24 protein-coding genes are annotated in these 25,348 nt (G+C 62.4%); 12 read left to right on the top strand and 12 right to left on the bottom strand.

Annotated features, from left to right (window positions below):
- Nucleotides 1–46: 46 nt before the first annotated feature.
- The gene (locus ACIN8IBEIGE_RS04990) at nt 47–973 is read right to left on the bottom strand and encodes an exopolyphosphatase (protein ID WP_160013682.1); all 927 of its coding nucleotides are present in this window, start codon (nt 971–973) and stop codon (nt 47–49) included.
- Nucleotides 974–1,164: 191 nt separating this feature from the next.
- Here ACIN8IBEIGE_RS04990 and ACIN8IBEIGE_RS04985 point away from each other — a divergent pair, with 191 nt between their 5' ends.
- The gene (locus ACIN8IBEIGE_RS04985; protein ID WP_160013681.1) at nt 1,165–1,506 is read left to right on the top strand and encodes a cupin domain-containing protein; all 342 of its coding nucleotides are present in this window, start codon (nt 1,165–1,167) and stop codon (nt 1,504–1,506) included.
- 32 nt (nt 1,507–1,538) lie between these two features.
- Here the strand turns inward: ACIN8IBEIGE_RS04985 and ACIN8IBEIGE_RS04980 are convergent, their stop codons facing one another.
- Nucleotides 1,539–2,192: a DUF3313 domain-containing protein gene (locus ACIN8IBEIGE_RS04980; RefSeq protein ID WP_160013680.1), complete on the bottom strand. Its 654-nt coding sequence runs from the start codon at nt 2,190–2,192 to the stop codon at nt 1,539–1,541.
- 77 nt (nt 2,193–2,269) lie between these two features.
- Nucleotides 2,270–3,229 (bottom strand): class I SAM-dependent methyltransferase, encoded by a 960-nt coding sequence (locus tag ACIN8IBEIGE_RS04975; RefSeq protein WP_160013679.1) that lies wholly within the window; start codon nt 3,227–3,229, stop codon nt 2,270–2,272.
- A 152-nt stretch (nt 3,230–3,381) separates the two neighbouring features.
- On the opposite strand from ACIN8IBEIGE_RS04975, the gene ACIN8IBEIGE_RS04970 reads away from it, so the two are divergent.
- The 4 genes from ACIN8IBEIGE_RS04970 (at nt 3,382) to ACIN8IBEIGE_RS04955 (ending at nt 6,723) form a co-directional block, all read left to right on the top strand.
- Nucleotides 3,382–3,984: a nitroreductase family protein gene (locus ACIN8IBEIGE_RS04970; RefSeq protein WP_160013678.1), complete on the top strand. Its 603-nt coding sequence runs from the start codon at nt 3,382–3,384 to the stop codon at nt 3,982–3,984.
- 174 nt (nt 3,985–4,158) lie between these two features.
- Nucleotides 4,159–5,649, top strand: coding sequence for an NAD(P)/FAD-dependent oxidoreductase (locus ACIN8IBEIGE_RS04965; RefSeq protein WP_160013677.1), 1,491 nt, complete (start codon nt 4,159–4,161; stop codon nt 5,647–5,649).
- A 181-nt stretch (nt 5,650–5,830) separates the two neighbouring features.
- A complete protein-coding gene (locus tag ACIN8IBEIGE_RS04960) occupies nt 5,831–6,001 on the top strand; it encodes a hypothetical protein (RefSeq protein ID WP_178124327.1) in 171 nt (56 codons plus the stop codon).
- Between the two features lie 218 nt (nt 6,002–6,219).
- Nucleotides 6,220–6,723: a hypothetical protein gene (locus tag ACIN8IBEIGE_RS04955; protein ID WP_160013676.1), complete on the top strand. Its 504-nt coding sequence runs from the start codon at nt 6,220–6,222 to the stop codon at nt 6,721–6,723.
- Here ACIN8IBEIGE_RS04955 and ACIN8IBEIGE_RS04950 read toward each other — a convergent pair.
- From ACIN8IBEIGE_RS04950 to ACIN8IBEIGE_RS04940, 3 genes are all read right to left on the bottom strand, one after another.
- On the bottom strand, nt 6,680–9,082 hold the full coding sequence (locus tag ACIN8IBEIGE_RS04950; RefSeq protein ID WP_160013675.1) for a bifunctional diguanylate cyclase/phosphodiesterase: 2,403 nt from the start codon (nt 9,080–9,082) through the stop codon (nt 6,680–6,682). The two genes, ACIN8IBEIGE_RS04955 and ACIN8IBEIGE_RS04950, sit on opposite strands and share 44 nt — an antisense overlap.
- Complete coding sequence (locus ACIN8IBEIGE_RS04945) at nt 9,079–9,723, bottom strand: methylamine utilization protein (protein ID WP_160013674.1); 645 nt, start codon at nt 9,721–9,723, stop codon at nt 9,079–9,081. The genes ACIN8IBEIGE_RS04950 and ACIN8IBEIGE_RS04945 overlap by 4 nt, the downstream gene beginning before the upstream one ends.
- Before the next feature lie 68 nt (nt 9,724–9,791).
- The gene (locus ACIN8IBEIGE_RS04940; RefSeq protein ID WP_160016310.1) at nt 9,792–10,691 is read right to left on the bottom strand and encodes a LysR family transcriptional regulator; all 900 of its coding nucleotides are present in this window, start codon (nt 10,689–10,691) and stop codon (nt 9,792–9,794) included.
- Between the two features lie 120 nt (nt 10,692–10,811).
- Here ACIN8IBEIGE_RS04940 and ACIN8IBEIGE_RS04935 point away from each other — a divergent pair, with 120 nt between their 5' ends.
- The 4 genes from ACIN8IBEIGE_RS04935 to ACIN8IBEIGE_RS04920 all read left to right on the top strand — a co-directional run bounded on the left by ACIN8IBEIGE_RS04935 (nt 10,812) and on the right by ACIN8IBEIGE_RS04920 (nt 15,632).
- On the top strand, nt 10,812–12,065 hold the full coding sequence (locus ACIN8IBEIGE_RS04935) for a 3-hydroxyacyl-CoA dehydrogenase (RefSeq protein ID WP_160013673.1): 1,254 nt from the start codon (nt 10,812–10,814) through the stop codon (nt 12,063–12,065).
- Nucleotides 12,062–13,852: an acyl-CoA dehydrogenase C-terminal domain-containing protein gene (locus tag ACIN8IBEIGE_RS04930; RefSeq protein ID WP_160013672.1), complete on the top strand. Its 1,791-nt coding sequence runs from the start codon at nt 12,062–12,064 to the stop codon at nt 13,850–13,852. Before ACIN8IBEIGE_RS04935 ends, ACIN8IBEIGE_RS04930 begins: the two co-directional genes overlap by 4 nt.
- Before the next feature lie 70 nt (nt 13,853–13,922).
- On the top strand, nt 13,923–15,086 hold the full coding sequence (locus tag ACIN8IBEIGE_RS04925) for an iron-containing alcohol dehydrogenase (protein ID WP_160013671.1): 1,164 nt from the start codon (nt 13,923–13,925) through the stop codon (nt 15,084–15,086).
- A gap of 102 nt (nt 15,087–15,188) precedes the next feature.
- Nucleotides 15,189–15,632, top strand: a complete 444-nt coding sequence (locus ACIN8IBEIGE_RS04920) for a thioesterase family protein (RefSeq protein ID WP_160013670.1) — start codon at nt 15,189–15,191, stop codon at nt 15,630–15,632.
- Nucleotides 15,633–15,718: 86 nt separating this feature from the next.
- Here ACIN8IBEIGE_RS04920 and ACIN8IBEIGE_RS04915 read toward each other — a convergent pair whose 3' ends face one another.
- From ACIN8IBEIGE_RS04915 to ACIN8IBEIGE_RS04900, 4 genes are all read right to left on the bottom strand, one after another.
- The gene (locus tag ACIN8IBEIGE_RS04915) at nt 15,719–16,144 is read right to left on the bottom strand and encodes a glycine zipper domain-containing protein (protein ID WP_160013669.1); all 426 of its coding nucleotides are present in this window, start codon (nt 16,142–16,144) and stop codon (nt 15,719–15,721) included.
- Nucleotides 16,145–16,288: 144 nt separating this feature from the next.
- Nucleotides 16,289–18,610, bottom strand: a complete 2,322-nt coding sequence (locus ACIN8IBEIGE_RS04910; protein ID WP_160013668.1) for an FdhF/YdeP family oxidoreductase — start codon at nt 18,608–18,610, stop codon at nt 16,289–16,291.
- A complete protein-coding gene (gene fdhD, locus ACIN8IBEIGE_RS04905; protein WP_160013667.1) occupies nt 18,607–19,452 on the bottom strand; it encodes a formate dehydrogenase accessory sulfurtransferase FdhD in 846 nt (281 codons plus the stop codon). Before fdhD ends, ACIN8IBEIGE_RS04910 begins: the two co-directional genes overlap by 4 nt.
- 120 nt (nt 19,453–19,572) lie before the next feature.
- Complete coding sequence (locus ACIN8IBEIGE_RS04900; protein WP_160013666.1) at nt 19,573–20,466, bottom strand: LysR family transcriptional regulator; 894 nt, start codon at nt 20,464–20,466, stop codon at nt 19,573–19,575.
- A gap of 193 nt (nt 20,467–20,659) precedes the next feature.
- Between ACIN8IBEIGE_RS04900 and lysM the strand changes: the two genes are divergently transcribed.
- Nucleotides 20,660–21,097 carry a peptidoglycan-binding protein LysM gene (lysM, locus tag ACIN8IBEIGE_RS04895; RefSeq protein ID WP_160013665.1) on the top strand — a complete coding sequence of 146 codons (438 nt, stop codon included), beginning with the start codon at nt 20,660–20,662 and terminating at the stop codon, nt 21,095–21,097.
- A gap of 62 nt (nt 21,098–21,159) precedes the next feature.
- Here lysM and yrfG read toward each other — a convergent pair whose 3' ends face one another.
- The gene (gene yrfG / locus ACIN8IBEIGE_RS04890; RefSeq protein WP_160013664.1) at nt 21,160–21,834 is read right to left on the bottom strand and encodes a GMP/IMP nucleotidase; all 675 of its coding nucleotides are present in this window, start codon (nt 21,832–21,834) and stop codon (nt 21,160–21,162) included.
- A gap of 133 nt (nt 21,835–21,967) precedes the next feature.
- Between yrfG and nudE the strand changes: the two genes are divergently transcribed.
- Both nudE and cysQ read left to right on the top strand, forming a co-directional pair.
- A complete protein-coding gene (gene nudE / locus ACIN8IBEIGE_RS04885) occupies nt 21,968–22,534 on the top strand; it encodes an ADP compounds hydrolase NudE (RefSeq protein WP_160013663.1) in 567 nt (188 codons plus the stop codon).
- A complete protein-coding gene (gene cysQ / locus ACIN8IBEIGE_RS04880; protein WP_160013662.1) occupies nt 22,531–23,364 on the top strand; it encodes a 3'(2'),5'-bisphosphate nucleotidase CysQ in 834 nt (277 codons plus the stop codon). Before nudE ends, cysQ begins: the two co-directional genes overlap by 4 nt.
- Before the next feature lie 43 nt (nt 23,365–23,407).
- Here the strand turns inward: cysQ and ACIN8IBEIGE_RS04875 are convergent, their stop codons facing one another.
- The gene (locus ACIN8IBEIGE_RS04875; RefSeq protein WP_160013661.1) at nt 23,408–25,318 is read right to left on the bottom strand and encodes a beta-ketoacyl synthase; all 1,911 of its coding nucleotides are present in this window, start codon (nt 25,316–25,318) and stop codon (nt 23,408–23,410) included.
- Between the last annotated feature and the right edge of the window lie 30 nt (nt 25,319–25,348).

Here is a 25,348-nt window from a genome sequence, read left to right as displayed (position 1 = left end):
CCTTCTAGTCGAGGCTACGCCCAGTCTGCCTAGGGCTTATTGCGGCCTAACCGTCTGCGGTGATTTCAGCAATCAGCTCACGCAGCGCTGCTTCGGCGTCCTCGTTGGCCACCTGGCAGGTGCCGGCATTGGCATGACCGCCGCCGTTGTAGCTCAGGCACAGTTCGCCGACATTGGTATTGGAGCTGCGGTCGAGGATTGATTTGCCGATGGCGAACACAGTGTTCTGCTGCTTAACGCCCCACATCACGTGGATCGAGATATTGCACTGCGGATACAGCGCATAGATGACGAAGCGGTTGACCGCGTAGATCGTCTCTTCGTTGCGCAGATCGAGCACCACCAGGTTGTGATAGACCGTGGCGCAGCGCTGGATCTGCGCCTTGGCTTCGCGCTGGTGCTCCAGGTACAGCGCCACACGCTCATCGACATCCGGCAGTTCGAGAATTTCCGCGATGCCGTGGGTCTGGCAGAAGTCGATCAACTGCATCATCAGTTGGTAGTTGGAAATGCGGAAGTCGCGGAAGCGCCCGAGGCCGGTGCGTGCATCCATGATAAAGCTCAGCAGTTCCCAGCCCTGCGGGTCGAGGATGTCGTCGCGGCTGAATTGCGCGGCATCGGCCTTGTCCACGGCCTCCATCATCTCGTCCCAGTCGCGCGGGAAGGCGTCGTGGCCGCCGTAATGCTTCCACACGACCCGCGCCGCCGAAGGGGCATCGGCATCAATCAGGTGATTACTCGCTGGCTGGTTGCGGATGGTTTCGCTGAGGTGGTGGTCGAAGGCCAGGTGGCAGCCAGGTACATAGGGCAGGTTGGTGGTTATGTCATTGCTGGTGATCGCCACTTTGCCGTCCTGCATGTCCTTGGGGTGGACGAAGAGGATGTCGTCGATCAGGTTGAGGTGTTTGAGCAGGGCGGCGCACACCAGGCCGTCAAAATCACTGCGGGTGACCAAGCGGTAAAGACTGGACATAAAGCATCTCCGGATCGGGCAAGCGGCGGGAATAAACCAACAGGCCCCCTTCAAAGTAGCACGCAGTTTGCCCATCAGCCTGGGCGAAGGAGCTGCGTTTCCAGGCAGTTGCAGGTCGACCTCAGGACAGTCCCGGCAAGGTGGCGGTTCTAGGCTGGCGCTTGTTGTTCTACCGACCTCAGGAGCCACCCATGTCATCGATTACCGTACTGCGTGATACCCAGCCGACTCCGCTGCTGGATGCCTGCAAGTGGACGCGCATCGCCGGCGAGCCGCATACCGTTAACCTGAACGCCTACACCTCTGAGGACGGCAGCAAGATCATGGGCACCTGGATCTGCACACCCGGCAAATGGCAGGTGGCCTATGAAAAATGGGAGTACTGCCACTTCCAGGAGGGGTATTGCATCATCACTCCGGAAGGTCAGGCGCCGATTCACCTGCGCGCCGGCGATATTTTTATCGTCGAGCCCGGGATGAAGGGCACCTGGGAGGTGGTCGAGACCGTGCGCAAATACTTTGTCTTTGCCTGAGCCCTGAGCCCTGAGCCCTGAGCCCTCAGGCCTTAGGGCTTGAAGTTACGCGCATCCTTGGCCCACTCATCCAGCGCCGGCTTGATGTCTTTTAGGCTCAGTTGGGTGCTGTCGTTCTCCAGTTGCAGGCCATGGCCCTTGCGCACCACGCGGGTCATCGGCTGGCTGTTGCGGCCGTCGATGGCTTCCAGCTCGACATAAATACTGCTGTTGAGGTCGCGGGTGCCGGCGGCGGTGCTGGCGGCTGCGGCTACCAGGGCAATTGGCACCACTTCATAGATTTTCAGCCCTTCCGGCGACAGGTTGACCGCGGTGATTGCCGAGCGCAGTACCAGGGTGTCGCGATCGGCATATTCGACAACCTTCAGTCGTCCAGCCAGTTCAAGGCGCATGGCCTGCTGCAGGTAGAGGGCGATTTCGTCCAGGGTCTGCTGACTGACCTGTGCAGTTGCGGTGGGTGCAGGGTAGAACACCGGCCTCTCTACCAGCACCGAGCGGTAGTTGTCCGGTTTGAAATCCGGCGACACCCAGCGCATCACAGGCGCGCCGCTGGCCGACTGTGCCGGCTGCAGTTGTGAGTAGTCACTGAGGAAGCCCGAATACTGCGACGGTTGCGTGGTGTCGCTGGCGCAAGCGGCCAGTAACAGGGTGGCGGACAGGGCAAGGCCAAGGGTTTTCAGCGTCATTGCAATGATCTCGCTAGAGGTGGTCGCCTAACTGTAGACCAGTTTGCAATAGGCCATGCTCTGCCCTGGCGAGCCCTCTAAATCGGATTCTGCGGGGCTTGTGCGCGGCTAAATACCAAAGCCTTGAGGGCGCTGTCCGGTTGGCTGTCGGGAAACTCCGGCGGGTTTTCCAGGCGTTCGCTGAAGTGCAGGCTGGGTGCTTCAGCGGCCATGGTCTGGATCAGGTAATCCGGGCCGATTTCCGGCTCGTTACTGCAGGCCAGCACCACTCCGTTCGTACTCAGCAGCTCGGGTAGGCGGCGCAGCACCTTGGGGTAGTCCTTGCTCAACACAAAGCTGCCACGCTGGAACGACGGCGGGTCGATGATGATCAGGTCATAGGGGCCGTACTTGCCTACCTTGCCCCAGGACTTGAACAGGTCGTGGCCGAGAAACACCACCTGGCTGAGATCGTGCTGGTTCAGCCGATGATTATCGCGCCCCCGGCTAAGCGCGGCCCTGGCCATATCCAGATTGACCACCTGGCGCGCGCCCCCGGCCAGTGCGGCCACGGAAAATCCGCAGGTGTAGGCGAACAGGTTGAGCACGCGTTTGCCCGCCGCCTGGGCTTGTACCCATTGACGGCCATAACGCATATCGAGAAACAGCCCACTGTTCTGCTTTTTTCCCAGGTCGAGGCGGTAGTGCAGGCCGTGCTCGCAGATATCCCAGTGCTCAACCGCTTCGCCGAGCAGCCACTGCGTCGGGCTCTCCGGCAGGTAGCGCTGCTGCAGCAACAGGCTGTGTGCACCGCTGTGCTGCCAGACGGCGGATTGCCCGAGGTCGAGCAGCATCTGCTGTAACGCAGCCAGTTCGGCATCGCTTACCGGCTTGAACAGCGCCACTAGCAGCACGCCTTGCAGCCAGTCCACGGTGATCTGCTCCAGCCCAGGCCAGCAGCGGCCACGGCCGTGAAACAGGCGACGGGTTTCACTGGGCGGTGCAGTCAGGGCGTCAAACAGCTGTTGCTGGAGGGTGAGCAGGGCGTCTGGGGTCATGGGCTGTGGTCAGTTTGGCGAGGCGGCGATTTTAACAGGCGACCGCCTAGAATCGTCTTTGTCGATCATTGTTATCGGCAAAGGCGTTTGGCGTTACGCCTGGCAAGTGCCTAGCATTACCCTCTTTCACACCCTGCATATAAGGAATGCCTATGTACATCGATGAAGCCATCCGCAGTCGCCGCGCCGTCAAAGGTTATGACCCGACCTTTACCCTGAGTGATGCCGAGAAGGATGAACTGCTGCAACTGGCGCTGCTGGCCCCGTCGGCGTTCAACCTGCAGCATGTCCGCCTGGTCGAAGTCAGCGATCCGGCACTGCGTCAGCAACTGCGCGAAGTGGCCTGGGGCCAGGCGCAGGTGACCGATGCCTCGATGCTGGTGGTGGTGTGCGCGCAACTCGACAGCTGGCAGCAGAATGTCGGTCGTGTCTGGGAAGGTGCACCGCAAGAAGTGCAGGCTTATATGGCCGGCGCCATCGACACTTACTACCGCGACAAACCGCAGGTGCAGCGTGATGAAACCATGCGCAGCTGCGGTCTGATGGCACAGACCCTGATGCTCGCCGCACGCGGCAAGGGCCTGGATTCCTGCCCGATGGACGGCTTTGATTTCGATGCGGTGGGCAAGTTGATCAACCTGCCTGAAAACCATGTGATCGCCCTGATGGTCGCCGTCGGCAAGAAGACCATTGAACCCAAGCCGCGTATCGGCAAGCTGCCGTACAACGAAGTGGTGTTGCGCAACCGCTTCTGATTGCCAGGCAGATGGTTGCGCGCTTCGGTCATTTTTCAACTATCACTGTGGTCAGCCTGCGCCTGATCACACCACTAAAGGTTGGATGACAAACGCGTTCTAGGGGGGGAATCTGGCGGGCATACGGGGGCTACACATGCCCCGCAGCCATAAGAAGAAGCCTGAGGAGCCCCCATGTCTGCCGAACATCTGGATGTATTGATCATTGGTGCCGGTCTGTCCGGCATCGGTGCTGCCTACCACCTGATGAAGCACTGCCCCGGCAAGCGCTTCGCCATCCTCGAAGGCCGCGCAGCATTGGGCGGCACCTGGGATCTGTTCCGCTATCCGGGCATTCGCTCCGACTCGGACATGTTCACCCTCGGTTATAACTTCAAACCCTGGACCAACCCGCTGGCGATTGCCGACGGCCCGTCGATCCGCAGCTACATCGAGGAAACGGCCGAGGAAAACGGTATTCAGGAAAAGATCCGCTTTCAGCACAAGGTGCTCAAGGCCGACTGGTGCAGCGAGCGCGCCACCTGGACCTTGCAGGTGCAGCGTGGTGATGAACCGGAGCCGATCAAGCTGAGCTGTCAGCACCTGCTGATGTGCACCGGCTATTACCGTTACGAAGCGGGCTACACCCCCGAGTTCAAAGGTCGCGAACAGTTCCAGGGCGACTTTATCCATCCGCAGCTGTGGCCGGAAAACTTCGACTACAGTGGCAAGAACGTGGTGGTGATCGGCAGCGGCGCGACGGCCGTGACCCTGGTGCCGGCGATGACCGACAAGGCCAAGCACGTGACCATGCTGCAACGCTCGCCGACCTATGTGGTGAGCCTGCCGCAGGGTGATCCGATCTCTGATGTGCTGCGCAAGTTCTTGCCGGAAACCTGGGTCTATCGTCTGGCGCGCACCCGTCAGGTGGCGATACAGCTGGGTTTCTACAAGCTCGCCAAGGCCTTCCCCAACCTGGTGCGCAAGGCGTTGCTGGGACTGGCTCGGCATCAGCTGGGTAAGGATTTCGACATGCGCCACTTCAGCCCGCGCTACAAACCCTGGGATGAGCGGGTCTGTGCGGTACCCAATGGCGATCTGTTCAAGGTGCTGCGCAATGGCAAGGCCTCGGTGGTGACCGAGCATATCGACAGCTTTACCGCCAAGGGTATCCGCCTGAAGTCCGGTAAGGAGCTGCCGGCGGATGTGATCATCAGCGCCACGGGTCTGGAGTTGCAGCTGTTTGGCGGCATGCAGGTGGCGGTCGATGGCGTGCCCTTCGATGCAGCCAAGAGCATGGGCTATCGCGGCATCATGCTGCGCGATCTGCCCAATACCGCTGTGGTGCTGGGCTACACCAACGCCAGCTGGACGCTCAAGGCGGACCTTTCCAGCGAATACTTCTGCCGCCTGATCAACCATATGGATGCCAACGGCATGCGCCAGTGCACCCCGCGCGACACGGCTCGGCAGGTCAAGAATGCGCCGTTCCTTGATCTCGCCTCCGGCTATATCAAACGCGCTGCTGACAAGATCCCCAGCCAGGGGGATCGTGCGCCGTGGAAGCTCTACCAGAACTACCTACTGGACCTGGCGCTGCTGCGTTACGGCAAGGTTGAGGACGGATATCTGGAGTTCAGCTCACCGCATGTCGGCGAATCTGCCAGCACAGCCACAGCGGTCTAAACTGCAAAACAATGTAAGCCAAACGCTATAGCTGCTTGGCGCGTTATGCCTACAGAGATGTGGCCATTTGCCGCTTTAGAAGCAGGCACAGGGCCACTATGCTTTTGTGACAGATTTCACGGATGAACGGGCCGGTATACCTGGCTGCTGTCGCAAAGGAGTCCTCTAGAGGATGAAAAGAATGGAATCGCTTCAGCAAGAGCAACGCTACCTGCCAGAGCTGCGGGCACATATAGACAAACTGCTGGCCAAAGGCTGGGTGATCGCCGAGCGTAGCCCGCTGACCCTGCAGTCCGGGCGCAAGACCTATATGGTTATGCACGGCATGTTGATTGGCGATAACGCGTTTTAACCTGCGCCCCACCGTTTTCCCGGGCCGCTGCTGATCAAGATGATCGGCAGCGGCCTTTTTTGTGCGCGTTGAATTGTTCAGGCACCTAGTGGCGACAGCTATGCCTGTACCGCGAGCACTGTTGGCATGGGTAAGGCGGGCTATGCCTGAATCTGTAATAACGCCGGACAATCAGACTCTACTGGTCGGATCACTGGAAAAGTCTAAGGGAGCGGGGCATGCGGGTTCTGCTTGGTTTGTCGTTGTTTACCCTGTTGTTGAGCGGTTGCGGCAGTTCGCATTTCACCCATATGAGCCTGCCGGTATTGCCGGGTTGGTACAACGGTGAGCAGGTGTACTACCTGACCACCGATATTTCGGATGCGCAGATGGCGACAGTGATGCAGGCCAACTACGTGCCGCGACTGGCCAATGCGTTGCCCGAGATGCCAGGGCCGCACCCGTTGGCTACTTATGATCGGGTCTACAAATTTGTTGATGACAGCCAGGCCAGCGTGTTCCCGTCCATCCCGCTGCCGTTAGGTGGGGATAACCAGGACACGGCCTACAGCCCGTTGTGGCATGTCTATGAGGCGCGCTGGTTGAGTGCTACGCCAGGCAGCCCGTTGCGTTCGGCTGATGCCGTGTTGCAAGCGCAGGAGCAAGGCTTGGTCAGTGTGAGAGCCAGTGGGATTATTGTTAATTGCCCGGTGGTAGCGGTTGGCGAGCAGCGCCTTCAGTAGGTGTAGCGGGCAAATGCCACTGGCAGTTCTCCAGCCAGCTGGCAAACGCGTTGGGTGGCAGCGGTTTGCTGAGCAAGTAGCCCTGGGCGATATCGCAACCGAGCTGGTCGAGACGGTCGAGAATGGCCTCGGTTTCCACCCCTTCGGCGACGATCTTCAGGCCCATGTTGTGGCCCAGTTCGATGGTCGAGCGGACGATGATGTCGTCATCGGGATTGCTCAGCAGGTCAAGCACGAAGGACTTGTCGATCTTCAGCTCATGCACCGGCAGACGCTTGAGTTGGGCCATGCTTGAGTAACCTGTGCCGTAGTCGTCGATCGACAGTCTCACGCCCAATTCGCACAATTCCTGCAACTGGCCCATGGCCAGTTCCGGGTCGGCCATCACCGCGCTTTCGGTGATTTCCACAATCAGGGCCGATGGCGGCACGCCATGCTCGGCCAGTTGTGCGGCGATAAAGCCGGCAAAACCGGGATCGGCCAGGTCCAGTGCAGAGATATTGATCGCGGTCTTCAGTTCCAGCCCCTGTTCCTGCCAGGCGCGACTCTGCGTCACCGCGGTGCGCACCACCCAGCGGGTCAGGGCGCAGACGTTGCCGGTCTGTTCGGCCAGGGGGATAAATTCGTCCGGCGGAATAAACCCATGCACTGGGTGAATCCAGCGCACCAGGCACTCCACGCCATACAGGCTGCGCGCGCGGATATTCAGTTTCGGTTGGAAATACAGACTGAGCTGGCCGCCTTCTACCGCGCCTTTCAGCTCGCTCATCAGCGCCAGGCGCAGCAGGCTGTGACGATCCAGCTCCGGGCGGTAGAGGGCGTAGGGCGAGCGCTGCTGCTTGCCCAGGTACATCGCCACCTCGGCGTGTTGCAGCAGGCTGCCAGCACTTTCGCCGTGATCCGGATACAGGGCGATGCCAATCGTGGCGTTGAGGGTCATGCTGATGCCGCGTACGGCGAATGGCTCATGCAGGGCGGCGCGGTAATGCTCGGCGGCAGGGATCAGCCAGCCGGGCTGGCAGGGGCTGATCAGCAGGGCAAACTCGTCACCGCCGAGGCGCGCCAGTTGCTCGCCTGGCCGCAGCAGCGCCTGCAGGCGTGCGGCGAGCTGGCAAAGCAGCTGGTCGCCAGCGTCGTGGCCGAGGGTATCGTTAAGGTCCTTGAAGTTGTCTAGGTCCATCAGCAGCACGGCGACGCCTGCGCCTGGCGGGCACTGCGTCAGGGCCTGTTGCAGCTCGGCGACAAAACGGTTGCGGTTGGCCAGTTCGGTCAGCGGGTCGCGGTAAGCGAGAAAGCTGATGGTGGTTTCGCGTTCGGCAATGCCTTGTTGCATGGCGACGAACTCGCGGGCGAGCAAGCCGACCTCACCGCTGGCCTGAGTCGCCGGCACTTGCATAGCCACCTGATAGTCGCCGCTGGCGATGCGTCGCACGTTGTCGACCATCTGACTCAGTGGCCGGCTGACGGTATTGGCAATCCACAGGGCGCCGAGGCCCGCCAGTAGCAGGGCGATGGCAAAGATGGCTGCCAGCTGCCATTGCAGTGGCTGGTAATCAGCCAGCTCGGCGGCCAGCGAGCGCATCAGGAGTACCTGCAGTTCGCTACTGGTGTTCACCAGCGGTGCACGCAGGGCGACCTGTTCCAAACCCTGTAATTCAAAGCGAAATACCCCTTCGGCATTCGTCAGTAATTGGCCGGCCAGTTCAGCCCTTGGCAGCGCCTGCAGGTTGCTGGCGAGTACGCGGTATTGTCCGGGACTGCCGTCGAGCAGCGCGACATCGGCGCCGCTCAGGCGTGCCAGCTGTGCCGTGGCTTGATCATCCAGTTCAAAAGCCATTAGCAGCCAGCCCATCAGGTTGGGGCGTGGGGCGAAGATTGGTGTGGCGTTGATATGCAGTACCCGCTCGCCAAATACCACCAAGCGCTCTTTGCTCTGTGCATCGTCTGCGTCGAGCAGGTCATTCCAGGGCAATTGCGCGCCTGGCAACAGTTCGCCACTGGTGCCCGCCAGAATCAGCCCCTCGGGCGCACTGACCAGGGCAAAGCTGGCCTGGCTGCGTGACGCGAACGATTCCAGTGCGGCGGACAGCGATTGCGCTTCCTGCTGGGGACTGGCGATCAGGTCGGCGATTTCACCGAGCAGGGTGAAGTCCTTGGCGATCAGATCAGCCATGGCGCTTTGCGCCTGACGCCGGCTCTGCAGTTCGTTACTTAGCACCGCATGGGCGAAGTTCAGTTGCCCGGCCACCTGGCTCAGGGTGTGCTGATAGGTGGAGCGGTAAACCAGTGCCAGTAGCAGCATCATCACCGCCAGCAACAGCAGCAGAAAGAAGCCGAGAATCTTGCCGCGCAGGGTCATGGCACGTAGCCGCCTTTACCCTGTGGACGCATGGTCGGCGCTTTTGGCCGTGGGTCGCGTCTCAGCATGCCGCTCAGCTTCCAGGTCAACGTGCCGTCACCGGGTACGGCGCGGCTCAGGGCCTCCTGTGGGTCGGCGATGCGCGGGTGCCAGAGCTGCAGGGTTTGTCCGGCGGTGGCATCGAATTGCAGAAGGGCCTTGCCCTGCTTGTCGGTCTGGGCGAACCAGGGGGTGTCGAGCACCAGGATAAAACCGAGCATCCAGTCGTGGATATTGCAGCCCAGGGTGACCAGACCAGGTTGGTCGAAGCGCATCTCCTGTGGCGCTGCCTTCTGCTGGTGCAGGCGCAGTTCGAAGCGCTTGGCCGGCGAGAAGGAATAGACGTGGTGGTTGATCGGGTCGGAGTTGGGAAAGCTCACCGTGGTGCCGACCTGCACCGGCAGAACATAGGGGGTGAATTGGCGCTTTTTCTGGTCCATCACCGCAGTGGCAGGTTGGCTTTTCGCCGGGCCGGGTTCGATCCACAGCACGGCGTCGCTGAGCGGTTTGCCCTGATTATCGAGCAGCACGATCTGCAGATCCTGGGCCTGCGCCAGTGTGCCCAGCAGCACCAACAGCAGTGCCAAAGCCGATTTCAGCATGATCGATTCCCCAAGACCGCACGACAGTAGCCGTCAGTATAGGAAGGCTTTGTTCGGCTGCCGGGTGATCAGTGCTGATTGATCTGCTGGATCTGTTCAATTAGCCAATGTAGCGCCGGGTCGCGCTGGCGCTGGGCCAGGCTGACGATTTCCAGGTGAAACGGGCCAAGGGCGAACGGCAGCTCGAACAGTTGCAGTGGCAGCAGGCGGGCGAAGTGGCGCGCCAGTTGGGTCGGCAGCACGGCGGCCAGCTCACTGTCGGCGACAATATGTGCGGCCTGCAGGTAGTTGGGCGTGGTGTAGAGAATCTGCCGACATAGGCCCTGTTCGCCCAGCCATTGGTCGACCATGCCGCGGGTCTGGCCACCATGTACCCACAGATGACGCAGTTGCAGAAAGGTTGCTAGATCCATGGGGCCACTGGCTAGGGGATGCTCGCGACGTAGGGCCAGTTGCAGGGTTTCGCTCATCCAGTGCTGGCGGGCAAAGCGCGCGGGGATGTCCTCGAAGCGCCCCAGCACCAGATCCAGCTCGCCCTTGTCCAGCGCCTCGGCCGGCAGGCTGGGGCTCAGGTGGCGGATGTCGATGCGCATGCCGGGGGCCTGCTGGCTGAGTTGTTCAAGCAGGCGTGGCATGCAGATCAGCTCGACATAGTCGGTGACGGCGATGCTGAAGTGCTGGCGGCTGCTGGCAGGGTCGAATACGTCGCCGGCACTGAGGCTCTGTTCCAGTTGCTGCAGTGCCGCGCGGATCGGCGTTTCCAGCGCCTGGGCGCGTGGCGTGGGCTGCATGCTGCGGCCCACCCGCACCAGCAGCGGGTCATCGAGCAGTTCGCGCAGGCGATTCAGCGCGTTGCTCACCGCCGGCTGGCTCAAGGCCAGACGCTCGGCCGCGCGGGAAACGTTCTGCTCACGCATCAATGCGTCGAACACGCGCAGCAGGTTGAGATCGAAGGTCGAGAAATTCATCTGCTGAATACGACTTATCACAAGACTAAATTTCAAAAATAGTAGCGCCTTGCTTAAGGTGGCTGGCGAATTTTCTTTGCAGCACAGGCATTTCATTCGGCACCAACTAGAGGAGTGGGCATGAGCAAGGCATTCGAGGTTCGACAGGCCGCCGTGATCGGCGCGGGCACCATGGGCCGGGGTATCGTCATGAGCCTGGCCAACGCCGGCATTCAGGTGCTGTGGCTGGACAACAACCCGCAGATGCTCGAGCAAGCCATGCAGGTGGTGGCCGAGACCAATGCCCATAACCTCAAGCTGGGGCGGATCAGCGCCGAGCAGTCGGCCGCCCGCCTGGCCTGCGTCACCCCGGTGGGTGACTACGCCGCGCTGGCCGATGCCGATCTGGTAATTGAGGCGGTGTACGAGAACCTCGAACTCAAGCAGCAGATCTTCCGCACACTCGACGCCACCCTGAAGCCTGGCGCGATCCTCGCCAGCAATACCTCGGCGCTGGATATCGATGCGATTGCCGCCGTCACGGCGCGCCCGCAGGACGTGCTCGGTCTGCATTTCTTCAGCCCGGCGCACATCATGAAGCTGCTGGAAATCGTCCGTGGCGCAAAAACCGCCCCAGCGGTGCTGGACGCAGCTGTGACCCTGGGTCAGCGCATTGGCAAGGTCAGCGTGGTGGCGGGCAACTGCGACGGTTTTATCGGCAACCGCATGCTGCACACCTATGTACGCGAGGCGCGCATGCTGTTGCTCGAAGGCACCTATCCGCATCAGGTGGACGCCGCGCTGCAGGGCTTTGGTTTCGCCATGGGCCCGTTCCGCATGTACGACGTGGTGGGTATCGACCTGGAGTGGCGTGCCCGCGAGCTGGCCGGCAAGGGACAGGATGATCCGGCGGTGCAGGTGGATAACCGCCTGTGCGGCCTCGGCCGGTTCGGCCAGAAGGCGCGCATGGGCTATTACCGCTACGCCGAAGGCAGCCGCCAGGCCGAGCATGACCCTGAGGTGGATGCGCTGGTGCTGCAGGTGTCCGAGCAACTGGGGTTCACGCGCCGCGAGATTGGCCCCGAGGAAATCCTCGAACGCTGCTTGCTGGCGCTGGTCAACGAGGGGGCAAAGATTCTTGAAGAGAATATCGCCGCCAACAGCCACGACATCGATCTGGTCTACCTCAATGGCTACGGTTTCCCGGCCGACAAGGGTGGGCCGATGAACTGGGCGGACAGCCAGGGTGTGGCGGCGATTCATGACCGCTTGAAGGCGCTGCAGGCGGCGTTCGGTGAGCACTGGCTGCCGGCACGCCTGATTGAAAAACTGGCCAGCAGCGGCCAGCGCTTTGCCGACGTGCGGGTATCCGACATGCAGGAGGGCCGGGTATGAGTTATCAGGCCCCGCTGCGCGATATGCGCTTTGTGCTGCACGAACTGTTCGATATCAGCGGCCACTGCGAGCTGCTCGGCAACGGCCTTGACCGCGAGCTGATCGACGGCGTGCTGGAAGAGGGCGCGCGTTACGCCGCCGAGGTGGTCGCGCCGCTGAATCGCCACAGCGATGAGCAGGGCTGCCAGCTCAGTGATGGCCAGGTGCGCACGCCGGACGGCTTTGTCGAGGCCTATCAGCAATATGTCGATAACGGCTGGGCGAGCATGACCGGGCCGAGCGCGTACGGCGGTCAGGCGCTGCCGCAGATGCTCGCGTGCAACTTCCACGAGATGCTGATGGGCGCTTCGCTGTCATTCCGCGTGTATTCCGGGCTGACCGAAGGCGCGGTGCTGGCGCTGTACAAACATGGCAGCGAAACGCTGAAAGCCACCTACCTGCACAAGCTGGTGAGCGGCCAATGGACCGGCACCATGTGCCTCACCGAGCCGCAGGCCGGCACCGATTTGGCCCTGCTGCGCACCAAGGCCGAGCCGCAGGCGGACGGCAGCTTCAAGGTCAGCGGCAGCAAAATCTTTATCAGCGGCGGCGAGCAGGACCTGTCGGAAAACATCATCCACCTGGTGCTGGCGCGTCTGCCGGATGCGCCGGCCGGGGTGAAGGGCATCAGCCTGCTGCTGGTGCCGAAATTTATCGCTGCGGCCGATGGCACACCGGGCGAGCGCAACGCGCTGTCCTGCGGGGCCATCGAGCACAAGATGGGTATCAAGGGCGCGTCCACCTGCGTGATGAACTTCGACGGCGCCACCGGCTGGCTGATCGGGGAAGCCAACCAAGGCCTGGCCTGCATGTTCACCATGATGAATGACGCGCGCTTTCAGGTCGGTTTGCAGGGCTTGGGGATAGGTGAAGCGGCCTTCCAGGGTGCGCTGCGCTATGCCCGCGAGCGTTTGCAATCCCGCGCGCTGAGTGGGCCTGCCGAGCCAAGCAAGGCGGCCGACCCGATCATCGTTCACCCCGATGTGCGGCGCATGCTGCTGACGCAGAAGAGCCTGGTCGAAGGCAGCCGCATGCTCGCCGTCTACTGCGCGCGCCAGCTTGATCTGGAACATGCTCACCCGGACGCCGCCGCGCGCAAGGCCGCCGGCAAGCGCGCGGCACTGCTGATCCCGATCGTCAAAGCCTTCTTCACCGATATGGGCCAGGAGGTCGCCAGCCATGCGGTGCAGGTGTACGGCGGCCACGGTTTTATCCGCGAGTGGGGTATCGAGCAGCTGATGCGCGACAGTCGCATTACCCAGCTGTATGAGGGCACCAACGGCATTCAGGCGCTGGACTATATCCGCCGCAAGGTGCTCGGCGACGGCGGTGCCGAACTGTCGGCGTTGCAGGCCGAGTTCAGCGCGCTGTGTGATGCCCAGGTTGGGCGTCCGGCATTGGCCGAGATGGCCAAGAGCGTGCAGACGCGTCTGGGCGAGTGGCGCGAGCTGAGCAGCGCAGTGATTGCCGCCAGCCAGCGCGATGTGCAGGAGATCGGCGCGGTGTCGGTGGATTTCCTCCAGTATTCGGCCTATGTGCTGCTGGCCGGTTTCTGGCTGCAGGCGGCGGCGCGGGCACAGGATGCGCTGGAGAAGGGTAGTGGCGAAGCCGCGTTCTACCAGGCCAAGCTGCAGTGCGCCGACTTCTACCTGCGTCGGGTGTTGCCACGGGCCAGCGCCCATCGCGAGTCCCTGCTGGGCGGTGCCGACTGCCTGATGGCCATGGATGAGGCGAGTTTCGCCTTCTGACCGAAAGGCGTAGCGTGGGCACCAGCCACGCTGCTGCGCGCGCCAAAAATTACAACAAGAGGACCACCCCATGCTGCCCTTTAGCTTTGCCACCACGGCGCAGATTCTCTGCGAGATCGGTGCGTCCCGGCGTCTGGCCGAGCTGTGCCGTGAGCGCGGCGCGCAACGGGTGCTGATCGTCACCGATCCGGGCATCAGCAAGCTCGGCCTGCTGGACGAGGTGCTGCCAGGTTTTGCCCGCACCGAGCTGACCGTCGAGGTGTTCGATCAGGTGGTCGCCGACCCACCCGAGGCCATTCTGCTGGCAGCGGTTGAACAGGCTCGGGCGCTCAAGGCGCAGCTGATCATTGGTTTTGGTGGCGGCAGTTCGATGGACGTGGCCAAGCTGGTGGCGCTGCTGGCGCATCCCGAGTGCAGCCAGGCTTTGGCGCAGATGTATGGCGTTGGCAATGCCCGTGGGCAGCGCCTGCCGCTGATTCTGGTGCCGACCACCGCCGGTACCGGTTCGGAAGTCACGCAGATTTCCATCATCACTACCGGTGAAACCACCAAGATGGGTGTGGTTTCGCCGCTGCTGCTGCCGGACCTGGCCCTGCTCGATGCCGAGCTGACCCTCGGCTTGCCGCCGGCGGTGACTGCCGCCACCGGAATCGACGCCATGGTGCACGCCATCGAGGCCTACACCAGTGTGTTGAAAAAGAACCCGTTGTCCGACCTGCTGGCCCGCGAAGCGCTGCGCCTGCTGGCGGGTAATCTGGATAAGGTGGTGCATGACGGTTCTGACCGTGAGGCGCGTCAGGCCATGCTGCTGGGCTCCTGCCTGGCCGGCCAGGCCTTTGCCAATGCGCCGGTGGCAGCGGTGCATGCGCTGGCCTATCCGCTGGGCGGGCATTTCCATATTCCCCACGGCCTGAGTAACGCCTTGGTGCTGCCGCATGTGTTGGGCTTCAACGCCAATGCGGCCGCGCCGCTGTATGCCGAGCTGGCACCGCTGGTGCTGGGCGATCAGCTGCGTGCAGGTAGTGCGTTGCAGCAGACCGAGCAGTTGATCGGCGCACTGGCCGACTTCAGCGTACGCAGCGGCCTGCCTACGCGCCTGCGTGATGCCGGTGTGCCGCAAGACATGCTGCCGACCCTGGCCCGCGACGCCATGCAGCAACAGCGCCTGCTGGTGAACAACCCGCGGGAAATGACTGAGGCCCATGCCTTGGCTATCTATCAAGTCGCCTATTGACCGCGTTTCGCGGCTAAAGCCCCTCCCACGGAGTACCGCGCGCTTGTGGGAGGGGCTTTAGCCGCGACGCTTGCCGAATCTCGCCCATTACAAGGATTACCGATGAGCCAACCCCAACACCTGCGCGGCGATTACCGGCATTTCCAGCCGATCACCACGCGCTGGCATGACAACGACGTCTACGGCCACGTCAACAACGTCACCTACTACAGCTTCTTCGACAGCGCGGTGAACACCTACCTGATCGAAGTCGGCGGCCTGGATATTCATAACGGTGAGGTGGTGGGCTTTGTCGTCAGCTCAAGCTGCGATTACTTCGCCTCGATTGCCTTCCCCGAGCGTATCGAGATCGGCCTGCGGGTCGGCAAGCTGGGCAACAGTTCGGTGCAGTACGAGCTGGCGGTGTTCAAGGCTGGTGAAGATGAGGCCTGCGCCGCCGGGCGCTTTGTGCATGTCTTCGTCGACCGCAGCAGCAACCGCCCGGTGAGCATTCCCGAGAACCTGCGGGCGGCGCTGACGGTGCTGCTGGTGGAACCGACTGCGTAGCGGCACTTGAGTGGCGTGCCGTCAGGCGCTCCCACATAAACAAGAAAGCCGCTGTTAGGCGGCTTTTTGCTGTCAGCATTCGGCACTTAGCGGTGTTTGTGCTTTTTATACTTCTTGTGTTTCTTGCCGTGGTAATGGCCGCGATCACGTTCGCTGCCACCGGCGTATTCATTGGCCAGCGCGCCACCGGCCGCGCCGCCGAGGCCCGCGCCGATGGTTGAACCGGTGCTGCCGCCGACCTTGTTGCCGAGTACCGAGCCTCCGGCCGCGCCGAGGCCACCGCCTAGGGCTGCTTCGGTCTTGTTGCCGTCGCGGGCGGTAATCACCCCGCCGGCTGCACCACCTAAGCCTGCGCCAATCGCCGCGCCGGTGCTGCCACCGACCTGTTGACCGATCACGTTACCCAGGGCGCCACCAATACCGCCGCCGATGGCGACCTTGCCGGTATCGCCCGCGAGGGCCAGGGGCGAAGCCAGGGCGCTGAATAGCAGCGCAGAAACTAATGTACGCATACGGCAGACCTTCTCGACTAAATGGGTGTGCGGAGCTAGGCCTTTGTTTCTAAAGGATGATTTGTCCGCGCACAGTCTTAGAGGGCGGTTTGCCGAAAAATTCCCTGCCGCTGGTCGCCGTTGTGATCCTTGCCACAGATCCGTTCAAAGAATGCGCTCAGCGGCCTGATGAGCGTATAGGCGAATCGCCACGTATTTTGAGGTCGGGGTAAAGCTGCCCGTACCGAAACTCTGCAGCGGCACTAGCGGGTTGGCTTCCGGGTAGTAGGCGGCGGCCTGGCCGGCAGGTATGTCGAAGGCCAGCAGGGTAAAGCCCTCGACCTTGCGCTCGATGCCGTCATCCCAGATCGACTGGATGTCGACCTGCTGTCCCGGTTGAAAGCCCAGGCGCAGAATGTCGGCTTCGTTGGCAAACAACACCTGACGCTGGCCCCTGACTCCACGGTAGCGGTCGTCCAGGCCATAGATGGTGGTGTTGTACTGATCATGAGAGCGCAACGTCTGCAGGATCAGGTCCGGCGTTTGCCCGCTGCTACGCACTTGCGGCGGCAGCAGGTCGGCAGGCAGTGGGTTGGCCTTGAAATTGGCCTTGTGGCTGGCGGTAAGCCAGCGTCGTTCGGCAGCGGCGTTGCCCAGGTAGAAGCCACCGGGGTGTTGTAGGCGCTGGTTGAAGTCGCTGAAGCCGGGAATAGTCTCGGCAATCAGCTCGCGGATGCGCCGGTAATCGGCAATCAGTGCGTCCCAGTCGACCGGATGGTTGCCCAGGGTGGCCTTGGCGATACCGGCAATGATCGCCGGCTCCGAACGCATTTGCGCCGACAGTGGTTCGAGTTGGCCGTAAGAGGCGTGGATCATGCTGAACGAGTCTTCCACGGTCACCGCTTGCGGGCCGCCGGCTTGCAGGTCGATGTCGGTGCGGCCCAGGCACGGCAGAATCAGCGCGTTGGCTCCGGTGGTCAGGTGGCTGCGGTTGAGCTTGGTGCTGATCTGCACGGTCAGCGCGCAACGGCTCAGGGCGGCATGGCTGCGCGGACTGTCCGGAGTGGCTTGGGCGAAGTTGCCGCCCAGACCGATAAACACCTTGGCCTTACCGTCGAGCATAGCGTTGATCGCCTCGACGGTGTTGTGGCCCTGCGCGCGCGGCACTTGGAAGTCAAAGCGCTGCTCCAGCGCATCGAGAAAGGCCGCCGACGGGCGCTCATTGATGCCCATGGTGCGATCGCCCTGCACGTTGCTGTGGCCGCGCACCGGGCACAGGCCGGCACCGGGCCGCCCAAGGTTGCCGCGCAGCAGCTGCAGGTTGACGATTTCCTGAATGGTCGCCACCGAGTTGTGGTGCTGGGTGATGCCCATGGCCCAGCAGATGATCACCCGCTCGGCACGGCGGTAGAGCAGGGCGGCATGCTGCAACTCATCCAGGCTCAGGCCGGATTGCTCGACCAGCGATTCCCAGCTGCTGGCATCCAGCAACGCCAGGTAGGCATCCACGCCATTCGTATGTTCAGCGATAAAGGCCAGGTCGAACACCGCCGGCTCGTCCTGGGCCAGCGCTTCGCGGTGCCACTGCAACAGGAACTTGGCCATGCCGCGCAGGGCGGCTAAATCACCACCCAGGGCTGGGCGGAAGAACGCGGTGTTCAACGGTTCAGAGCTGTTGCTGAGCATTTCCAGGGCGTGCTGCGGATGCTGGAAACGTTCCAGGCCGCGCTCCTTCAGCGGGTTAAAGCACACCACCTGCGCGCCGCGTTTGACCGCCTCACGCAGCGGTTCGAGCATGCGCGGGTGGTTGGTGCCGGGGTTCTGCCCAAGCACGAAGATCGCATCGCTGTGCTCGAAGTCGGCGAAGGTCACGCTGCCCTTGCCTACACCGACGCTCTGCCCGAGGGCCACGCCGCTGGCTTCGTGGCACATGTTCGAACAATCGGGAAAGTTGTTGCTGCCAAAGGCGCGAACGAACAGTTGATACAGGTAGGCCGCTTCGTTGCTGGCGCGGCCGGAAGTGTAGAACTCGGCCTGGTTGGGGCTTTCAAGCGCCTGCAGATGCTCGGCGATCAGGGCGAAGGCGGCGCCCCAGCTGATCGGCCGGTAGTGATCGCTGGCAGCGTCATACCGCATCGGTTCGGTCAGGCGGCCCTGGTATTCGAGCCAGTAATCGCTTTGCTCGCGTAGCTGGCTGACGCTGTAACGGGCGAAGAAGGCCGCGTCCACGCGGCGCTTGGTGGCTTCCCAGTTGACCGCCTTGGCGCCGTTCTCGCAGAACTTGATCCGCCCGTCTTCCGGCGAGTCGCCCCAGGCGCAGCCGGGGCAGTCGAAGCCGCCATGCTGATTGGTCTTGAGCAGGGCGCGGAGGTTCTTGAACGGCTGCTTACTGTCCAGCCAGAAGTGCGTCACGCTGCGCAGCGCACCCCAGCCGGCGGCTGCGCCTTTGTACGGTTGATAGCGTGGATTGATCGGTTGCAGGCTCATGACTGGGCGACTCCGGGCGCGGCTGCTGGGCTGTAGACCCGTGGCGCGCTCTGCTGGGGAATATGGATCAGATTGAGGTTGTGCTGGCGCGCCCATTGCACGCTCAGGCTGGTCGGTGCCGACAGGCTGACCAGGGTGCCAATACCGGCGCGCAGCGCCTTGTGAATCAGCTCCAGGCTGCAGCGGCTGGTGACCACGGCAAATCCCTGGCGCGGGTCTTCACCGTCGCGATGGAGGGCGCCGAGCAGCTTGTCGAGGGCGTTATGCCGGCCGATATCCTCGCGGCACAGGCGGATCTGCCCTTGAGCATCGACAAACAGCGCGGCATGTACTGCGCCGCTATGGCGGGCCATGGTCTGTACGGTATGAATGCGCTGACGCAGGCCCTGCAGATGGGCCGCCGCGGGCAACGAACTGGGCGCCAGGCTTTGCAGCTGCGGTAGGGCCTGTTCCAGCGCCTCGACCCCACACAGGCCGCAGCCGCTGTTGCCGGCCAGGGTGCGGCGCTGCTGCTTGAGTGCCCAGAAGGCGCGGTTGCTGACCTGCACCTCTGCACTAATGGCGCTGTCATGCTGCTGCAGGCGGATATCGTAGATATCATCGAAGCTATCGATCAGGCCGGCACTCAGGCTGAAACCGTAGATAAAGTCCTCAAGGTCGCTGGGCGAAACCATCATCACGCTGTGGCTGATGCCGTTGTAGCTGATTGCCAGTGCCGCTTCTGTGGCCAGCGCTGCAGTGCCATCCTGCTGTGCGTCCGCCAGTTCGACATAGCTGTAAGTGGGCGCTGGCAGCAGTACTGGGGCGGTATCTTTGATGGTGGCAGGGACGTGACGTGGCATGGACTGGCTTCCCGGCAGAGAGGCAATAGCGCCAGCCTAGGCCGCTGTGCCGGGTGCGTCTAATCGCTGTTACTGATCTTGCAATCGACGCTGTCTATCAAGGCTTCAAGTCTGGGCCTTTCAGCCTGTATCAGCGGCTAATAGCTTGTGCGTTTCGGCAAAGCAGGCCTCGGCCAGGGCCGAGCGCGGCGCACTGCGGCGCAGGATCAGGCCCAGCGGGGCGAGGGTGTGGGCGTCTTCGATGGGCGTCAGCGCCAGGTGTTCGGTGAACTCGGCCAGGCCGCCGTTGAGCGGCATGATCGCGCAACACAGCCCGGCGCTGACTGCTTGCAGCAATTGATGCACGGCATCGGTTTCCAGCCGTGGATTGGGCGTCAGACCACGGGAGCGAAAGCTGTGGTCGATCGACTGGCGAAAATGCATGCCGGCCGAGAGCAGGCCCAGCGGCAGGTCGATCAGGCTTTCCCAGCGCAGCGCCGGGCGGGTGAACTGAAAATGCCGGCGGTCATACAACAGACCCATGCGCGTTTCGGCCAGCTCCAGGCTGTCGAAATGCTCAGGGTTGAGGCGGTCGAGATACGACAGGCCAAGGTCGAGCTGATTACGCCCGAGGCGTTCGAGAATCTCCTCGCTGCTCAATGCAAATAACTGAAAGCGCAGCCCAGGATGCTGCTCGGCGAAAAACTGCACCAGGCGCATCGGATCAAACCCGGCCAGCGGCACTACACCCAGGCGCAGGGTGCCGACCAGCTGGCCACGGCAGGCGGCCGCTTCGGCATACAGGCCATCGTGGGCGGCCATCAGGCTGCGTGCCCAGGCGAGAATGCGCTCGCCTTCGGCACTGAACCCTTCAAAGCGCTGGCCACGCCGCACCAGCTCCAGGTCCAGTTCATCTTCCAGCTGACGCAGGCGCATCGACAGGGTCGGCTGGGTGATATGGCAGCGCGCCGCGGCCTGGCCGAAGTGGCGAGTTTCATCCAGAGCGATGAGGAATTTCAGCTGTTTGATATCCATGCTCAATCCTGCAATGTCCTGGGTTGCGCCGATTCTAGCAGGACGTGAAACGCTTCCTGGCGCTGAATACGGCCTATGGCGCGGCCTGCAGCGACAGCGCAGGGTGTGGCACCTTTGTCACGAATCAGGGTCTAGACTTCTGGCTCCGGGCAGCACCGCCCGGTCACTTTCCAAGGAATCACGAGGAAGCCTTATGAGTCTGTTTGCCTTTGTCAAAGAAGCCGGTACCAAACTCTGGGAGTCGCTGGTTGGCCAGGAGGCCCAGGCGGCCGAGTCGCTGACGGCGCACGTTGCCAAGGTGGGTTTGGGTAATCCGAATATTCAGGTCAGCGTCGAAGGTGAGAAAGTCATCGCCCGCGGTGAAGTTGCCAGCCAGGAAGAGAAGGAGAAAATTCTCCTGGCCCTGGGTAACGTCGCCGGTGTGGCCGAAGTGGAAGACCATATCAGCGTGGCCACGCCGGCACCGGCGGCGCGCTTTGTCACAGTGAAGAAGGGCGACACCCTGAGCGCGATTGCCAAGGCCGAATACGGCAACGCCAATGCCTATCCGAAAATCTTTGAAGCCAACAAGCCGATGCTCAGCCACCCGGACAAAATCTATCCGGGTCAGGTGCTGCGTATTCCAGAGTAGAGCGCCATTGTGGGAGGGGCTTGAGCCGCGACTGCCGCGGTTAATGCTCCTCCCACCAATCATCATTTGCTCCCATCCAGGTTGCGCAACAACTCCCGATAATCCTCCACGGCGGCAAACTCCTCGGTGTCCTTCGGCCCCGCCTGGCTATCGGGCTGGCGCACGGCGAGCAGCTGGCCGACGCCAAAGCGCCCGGCGCTGCGCAGGATCGGCAGGCTGTCATCGATAAACAAGCTACGCGCAGGCGTGAAGCTGATGTCCTGTTGCAGGGCGTGCCAGAACTGCTGGTCTTCCTTGGGGAAGCCATAGTCGTGGGAACTGATCAGCCGGTCGAAGTAGGGCGCCAGTTCGATACGCTCCAGCTTCAACGACAGCGAATCGCGGTGTGCGTTGGTGATCAGCACCACCTGCTTGCCGGCGTGGCGCAGGGCCTGGATAAAGGTGTCGGCGTCCGGGCGCAGGGCGATCAGGTGTGCCACCTCGCGCTTGAGGTCGCGAATCGACAGGTTCAGCTCGCGGCTCCAGAAATCCGTGCAGTACCAGTTGAGCGTGCCGGCGTGCTGGCGAAACAGCGGTAGTAGCTCGGCCTCGGCCAGCGCGCGGCTGATGCCGTGGTGCTCGGCATAACGCTGCGGCAGGTGCTGCAACCAGAAGTGGTTGTCGAAGTGCAGGTCGAGCAGGGTGCCGTCCATATCCAGCAGGACGGTGTCGATGGCGTTCCAGGGCAAGGCAGGCATGCGCAGTTCTTCTGGCTGATGCGCAGGCGGTCGCGATTTGCGCCTTGGGCGTCGTGATCGCGCAATCTCCTACGCAGATAATAGGAAAAGCCGCGTTATGATAACCCGCTATGTCCTGCCCAGGAGCCGCCCCATGCGTCAGAAACCCACTGTACTCGCTCGCGAAATCGTCGCCAGCAGCCGCCTGTTCCGCGTTGAGGAGCTGCAACTGCGCTTCAGCAACGGCGTAGAGCGCACCTATGAGCGGTTGGTGGGCAAGGGCGCAGGTTATGGCGCGGTGATGGTGGTGGCGATGGTCGATGACGAGCACGCCCTGCTGGTCGAGGAATACTGCGGCGGCACCGATGACTATCAGCTGTCGCTGCCCAAAGGGCTGATCGAACCCGGTGAGGACGTATTGGTGGCGGCCAACCGCGAGTTGAAGGAAGAAGCCGGTTTTGGTGCGCGCCAGCTTGAGCTGCTGGCCGAGCTGAGCCTGTCGCCGGGCTATATGAGCCAGAAGATTCAGGTGGTACTGGCCTCGGATCTTTATGAAGAACGCCTGCCCGGCGATGAGCCGGAGCCGATGCGCGTCGACCAGACCAGCCTGCGCGAGCTGTCGAGTCTGATCCAGCATCCGCAATTTACCGAAGGTCGCGCCCTGGCTGCGTTGTACCTGGCCCGCGATGTACTGACTCAGCGTGGCATCTTCAAACTATGAGCCAAGCCATAAGCCATCCACTGATCCCCGCTGTGATTGAACTGGTGCGCCAGGCCGGCGCGGCGACGCTGCCGTTCTGGCGCGCCGATGTGACAGTGAATGAAAAAGCTGATGCGTCGCCGGTGACCGCCGCCGATCTGGCCGCGCACCATATTCTTAACGATGGCCTGTTGGCTCTGGCGCCTGATATTCCGGTGCTGTCTGAAGAGGCGGCCGATATTGCCCTGAGCGAGCGTGGGAAGTGGAGCCGCTGGTGGCTGGTCGATCCGCTGGATGGCACCAAGGAATTTATCGCCGGCTCCGAGGAGTTCACCGTTAACGTCGCGCTAATCGAGCAGGGCCGCGTGGTCTTCGGTGTAGTTGGCATTCCGGCCACCGGTCAGTGTTATTACGGTGGTTTCGGTCTGGGCGCCTGGCGAGAGGATAAAGCGGGCAAGGCTGAGCCGATCAGCGTGCGTCTGGCCCCGCAGGAGGCCTTTACCCTGGTAGCCAGCCGTCGTCATTCCAGCCCAGCGCAGGAGGCGCTGCTGGCCGGCTTGAGTGAGCGCTTTGGTGATCTGCAACTGGCCAGTGTCGGCAGCTCGCTGAAGTTCTGCCAGCTGGCCGAAGGCAATGCCGATTGCTACCCGCGCCTGGCGCCGACCTCGCAGTGGGATACCGCCGCGGCGCAGGGTGTGCTGGAAGGGGCGGGTGGTGAAGTGCTGACGCTCAAGGGCGAGGCGCTGACCTATGAGGCGCGCGAATCCTTGCTTAACCCGTACTTTCTGGCCTTGCCATCGGCTGCTGCCTGGCGCGCCGAGCTGATTCAGCTGGCGCGTGCGTTGGATTAAGCCCGTAGGATGGGTTAGCCGCAGGCCAACCCATCACTGGTGCTCAGTCGAGCATATCGCCGTAGCGTTCATCCTTCTTGAACAGCAGCGGCTGGGCAAAGCCCGGCACCTTGATCTGCTCGCAGTTGATCTCGATCTGCTGGTCGTCGATCAGGTCGTTACCGAAGTTGTAAATGATCCCCAGATCCCCCAGCAGCGCCTTCGCGTCGTAGACCTGGGCGGCAGTGCGCGTGGCTTCGCGGCGTTGCCGGTAGGCGGCAAAGGCCGCTTCGCCGTGGCGCTTGCGCAGCATACGTTCGGCTACATGCGGCGCCAGCAGCAGGGCGCTGGCGTTGTTGCCGCCAAAACCCTTGGAGTTGATAAAGCAGACGTCGAGTTGCTCGGGCGCGCGGGCGCGGTCAGTGGTGGCGAAGCTTAGGTGCTGCTGCTGCACGTCGTCGGCCACCGCGTCGATGGTCTTGATGCCGGGGATGATGCCGTACTTGAAACTGCCCAGGGCGGAGATCACCTGGTCGCCACTGGCGGTGGCCAGGGAATGGCCAACAAAGGCTTTCACTGCAGTGACCGGCCACTGCTCAATGGCAAAGGCGCTGGCGATGCGGTCGAGGATTTCCGATTCGGTCACTCGGTTGGCCGGGGTGCTGGAGCCGTGGGCATGCACGAAGCTGCGCTCGCGCACCGCGTCGATGCCCAGCAGTTGCACGGCGCTGGCCACGGCCTTGGCCACGGTCAGGTAGTTGCCCGGGCCGGGGGCAGAAATGGATTTCTTGAAGCCGTCGGCGTTGATAAATACATCCGGCACCGCGCCGTGGATATCTGCGCCCAGCTCCAGGGCCAGGGCGTCGTCCATCAGCACGACGAACTGGCAGGCTTCAGCCAGGGTAAAGCCGCAGTTTTCGCCAAACGGGCGGCTGGCGCGACGGAAGTCCACCGCATCCTTGCCTTCGATCTGCCGCAGGCCATCTTCAGTGGCCAACGCGCCCATGGCGCCGTAACCCTCGATGCACTCCTGATTAATTGGCGCTTCGCTGCTGCCGATGATAACTACCCGCGCTTTGCCATTGGCAATCTGTTCGATGCCCTTCTGCAGGTTATAGAGGAAGGTGGCGCAGGCGCCGGTGATGGCGCCGGTGGTGCCTACGCTGCCCAGCACATAGGCGTTGATAAAGTCCGCCGACATGGTGTTCAGGCCCAGGGCCAGTTGCTTGGCGGTGACGCGGCCGCCTTTGAGGCGCGACTGCATCAGGCCGCCGAAGCCGTTTTCGTCAAGCTGGCTCATGATGCAGCTGGAGAACACCGCGACTTCGTCGGGGGCCACGTGCTGCATGATGGTTTGCCAATCGATGCCGGTGGCGCGCAGCGCATCGGTGACGCCGGCGATGGTCATGGCCAGACCGCGCGGATGGAAGCGCGCGTTGTACAACTCGCTCGGCTCGAAGCCTGTGGGCAGCTGGCCGGCAGATTTCACCGGCAGGGCGCGGTAGCTGTCGACCTTGAATTCGCAGTTGTCGTGCAGGGTCACCAGCACTTCGCTGGCGTTCAGCTCGTCCACCGTCCAGTCGCTCGGTAGCGGCTCGGGCAGGTGTTTGCGCAGGGTGATAAAGCTCAGCGGCTGACCGGCGGTGGCGCTGATATCGATGGTTTTTTGCCAGTGCGCGGCGTCGACATCCAGGTGCTGCTTCTCGATGCGGCGCACCAGGGTCGAGGCGAGAATCTGCTCGGCGAAGCGACTGTCGATCTCGGCCAGGCTCAGGATATTGCCTGCGTCATCCTGATAGCCGCCATCAACTACCTTGACCAACCTCATCATCACCGCCAGGCCGGCGAGGGTCTGCTGGCGCGCCGGCGTGTCCATCGACTCGATTACGGTACGGCGGAAACCGTGGTGGAAGGAGCTGCGCCCGGCCGCGTTATAGCCACCAAAACCAACGATCACAGGTAAACGTGAAGTCACTCGATAACTCCTTGAAAAGAGGGCGCCAGA

The sequence above is a fragment of the Pseudomonas sp. 8BK genome (assembly GCF_902506475.1).
GTDB classification, from domain to species: Bacteria; Pseudomonadota; Gammaproteobacteria; order Pseudomonadales; family Pseudomonadaceae; genus Aquipseudomonas; species Aquipseudomonas anguilliseptica.
The sequence above is the reverse complement of the archived record's forward strand: the minus strand, read 5'-3'. Positions and strand labels throughout refer to the sequence as shown.

What these genes read in the sequence shown, in the direction of transcription:
- ACIN8IBEIGE_RS04990 (WP_160013682.1), bottom strand. Translation starts at nt 973, where the DNA reads ATGTCCAGTCTTTACCGCTTGGTCACCCGCAGTGATTTTGACGGCCTG.
- ACIN8IBEIGE_RS04985 (WP_160013681.1), top strand. Translation starts at nt 1,165, where the DNA reads ATGTCATCGATTACCGTACTGCGTGATACCCAGCCGACTCCGCTGCTG.
- ACIN8IBEIGE_RS04980 (WP_160013680.1), bottom strand. Translation starts at nt 2,192, where the DNA reads ATGACGCTGAAAACCCTTGGCCTTGCCCTGTCCGCCACCCTGTTACTG.
- ACIN8IBEIGE_RS04975 (WP_160013679.1), bottom strand. Translation starts at nt 3,229, where the DNA reads ATGACCCCAGACGCCCTGCTCACCCTCCAGCAACAGCTGTTTGACGCC.
- ACIN8IBEIGE_RS04970 (WP_160013678.1), top strand. Translation starts at nt 3,382, where the DNA reads ATGTACATCGATGAAGCCATCCGCAGTCGCCGCGCCGTCAAAGGTTAT.
- ACIN8IBEIGE_RS04965 (WP_160013677.1), top strand. Translation starts at nt 4,159, where the DNA reads ATGTCTGCCGAACATCTGGATGTATTGATCATTGGTGCCGGTCTGTCC.
- ACIN8IBEIGE_RS04960 (WP_178124327.1), top strand. Translation starts at nt 5,831, where the DNA reads ATGGAATCGCTTCAGCAAGAGCAACGCTACCTGCCAGAGCTGCGGGCA.
- ACIN8IBEIGE_RS04955 (WP_160013676.1), top strand. Translation starts at nt 6,220, where the DNA reads ATGCGGGTTCTGCTTGGTTTGTCGTTGTTTACCCTGTTGTTGAGCGGT.
- ACIN8IBEIGE_RS04950 (WP_160013675.1), bottom strand. Translation starts at nt 9,082, where the DNA reads ATGACCCTGCGCGGCAAGATTCTCGGCTTCTTTCTGCTGCTGTTGCTG.
- ACIN8IBEIGE_RS04945 (WP_160013674.1), bottom strand. Translation starts at nt 9,723, where the DNA reads ATGCTGAAATCGGCTTTGGCACTGCTGTTGGTGCTGCTGGGCACACTG.
- ACIN8IBEIGE_RS04940 (WP_160016310.1), bottom strand. Translation starts at nt 10,691, where the DNA reads ATGAATTTCTCGACCTTCGATCTCAACCTGCTGCGCGTGTTCGACGCA.
- ACIN8IBEIGE_RS04935 (WP_160013673.1), top strand. Translation starts at nt 10,812, where the DNA reads ATGAGCAAGGCATTCGAGGTTCGACAGGCCGCCGTGATCGGCGCGGGC.
- ACIN8IBEIGE_RS04930 (WP_160013672.1), top strand. Translation starts at nt 12,062, where the DNA reads ATGAGTTATCAGGCCCCGCTGCGCGATATGCGCTTTGTGCTGCACGAA.
- ACIN8IBEIGE_RS04925 (WP_160013671.1), top strand. Translation starts at nt 13,923, where the DNA reads ATGCTGCCCTTTAGCTTTGCCACCACGGCGCAGATTCTCTGCGAGATC.
- ACIN8IBEIGE_RS04920 (WP_160013670.1), top strand. Translation starts at nt 15,189, where the DNA reads ATGAGCCAACCCCAACACCTGCGCGGCGATTACCGGCATTTCCAGCCG.
- ACIN8IBEIGE_RS04915 (WP_160013669.1), bottom strand. Translation starts at nt 16,144, where the DNA reads ATGCGTACATTAGTTTCTGCGCTGCTATTCAGCGCCCTGGCTTCGCCC.
- ACIN8IBEIGE_RS04910 (WP_160013668.1), bottom strand. Translation starts at nt 18,610, where the DNA reads ATGAGCCTGCAACCGATCAATCCACGCTATCAACCGTACAAAGGCGCA.
- fdhD (WP_160013667.1), bottom strand. Translation starts at nt 19,452, where the DNA reads ATGCCACGTCACGTCCCTGCCACCATCAAAGATACCGCCCCAGTACTG.
- ACIN8IBEIGE_RS04900 (WP_160013666.1), bottom strand. Translation starts at nt 20,466, where the DNA reads ATGGATATCAAACAGCTGAAATTCCTCATCGCTCTGGATGAAACTCGC.
- lysM (WP_160013665.1), top strand. Translation starts at nt 20,660, where the DNA reads ATGAGTCTGTTTGCCTTTGTCAAAGAAGCCGGTACCAAACTCTGGGAG.
- yrfG (WP_160013664.1), bottom strand. Translation starts at nt 21,834, where the DNA reads ATGCCTGCCTTGCCCTGGAACGCCATCGACACCGTCCTGCTGGATATG.
- nudE (WP_160013663.1), top strand. Translation starts at nt 21,968, where the DNA reads ATGCGTCAGAAACCCACTGTACTCGCTCGCGAAATCGTCGCCAGCAGC.
- cysQ (WP_160013662.1), top strand. Translation starts at nt 22,531, where the DNA reads ATGAGCCAAGCCATAAGCCATCCACTGATCCCCGCTGTGATTGAACTG.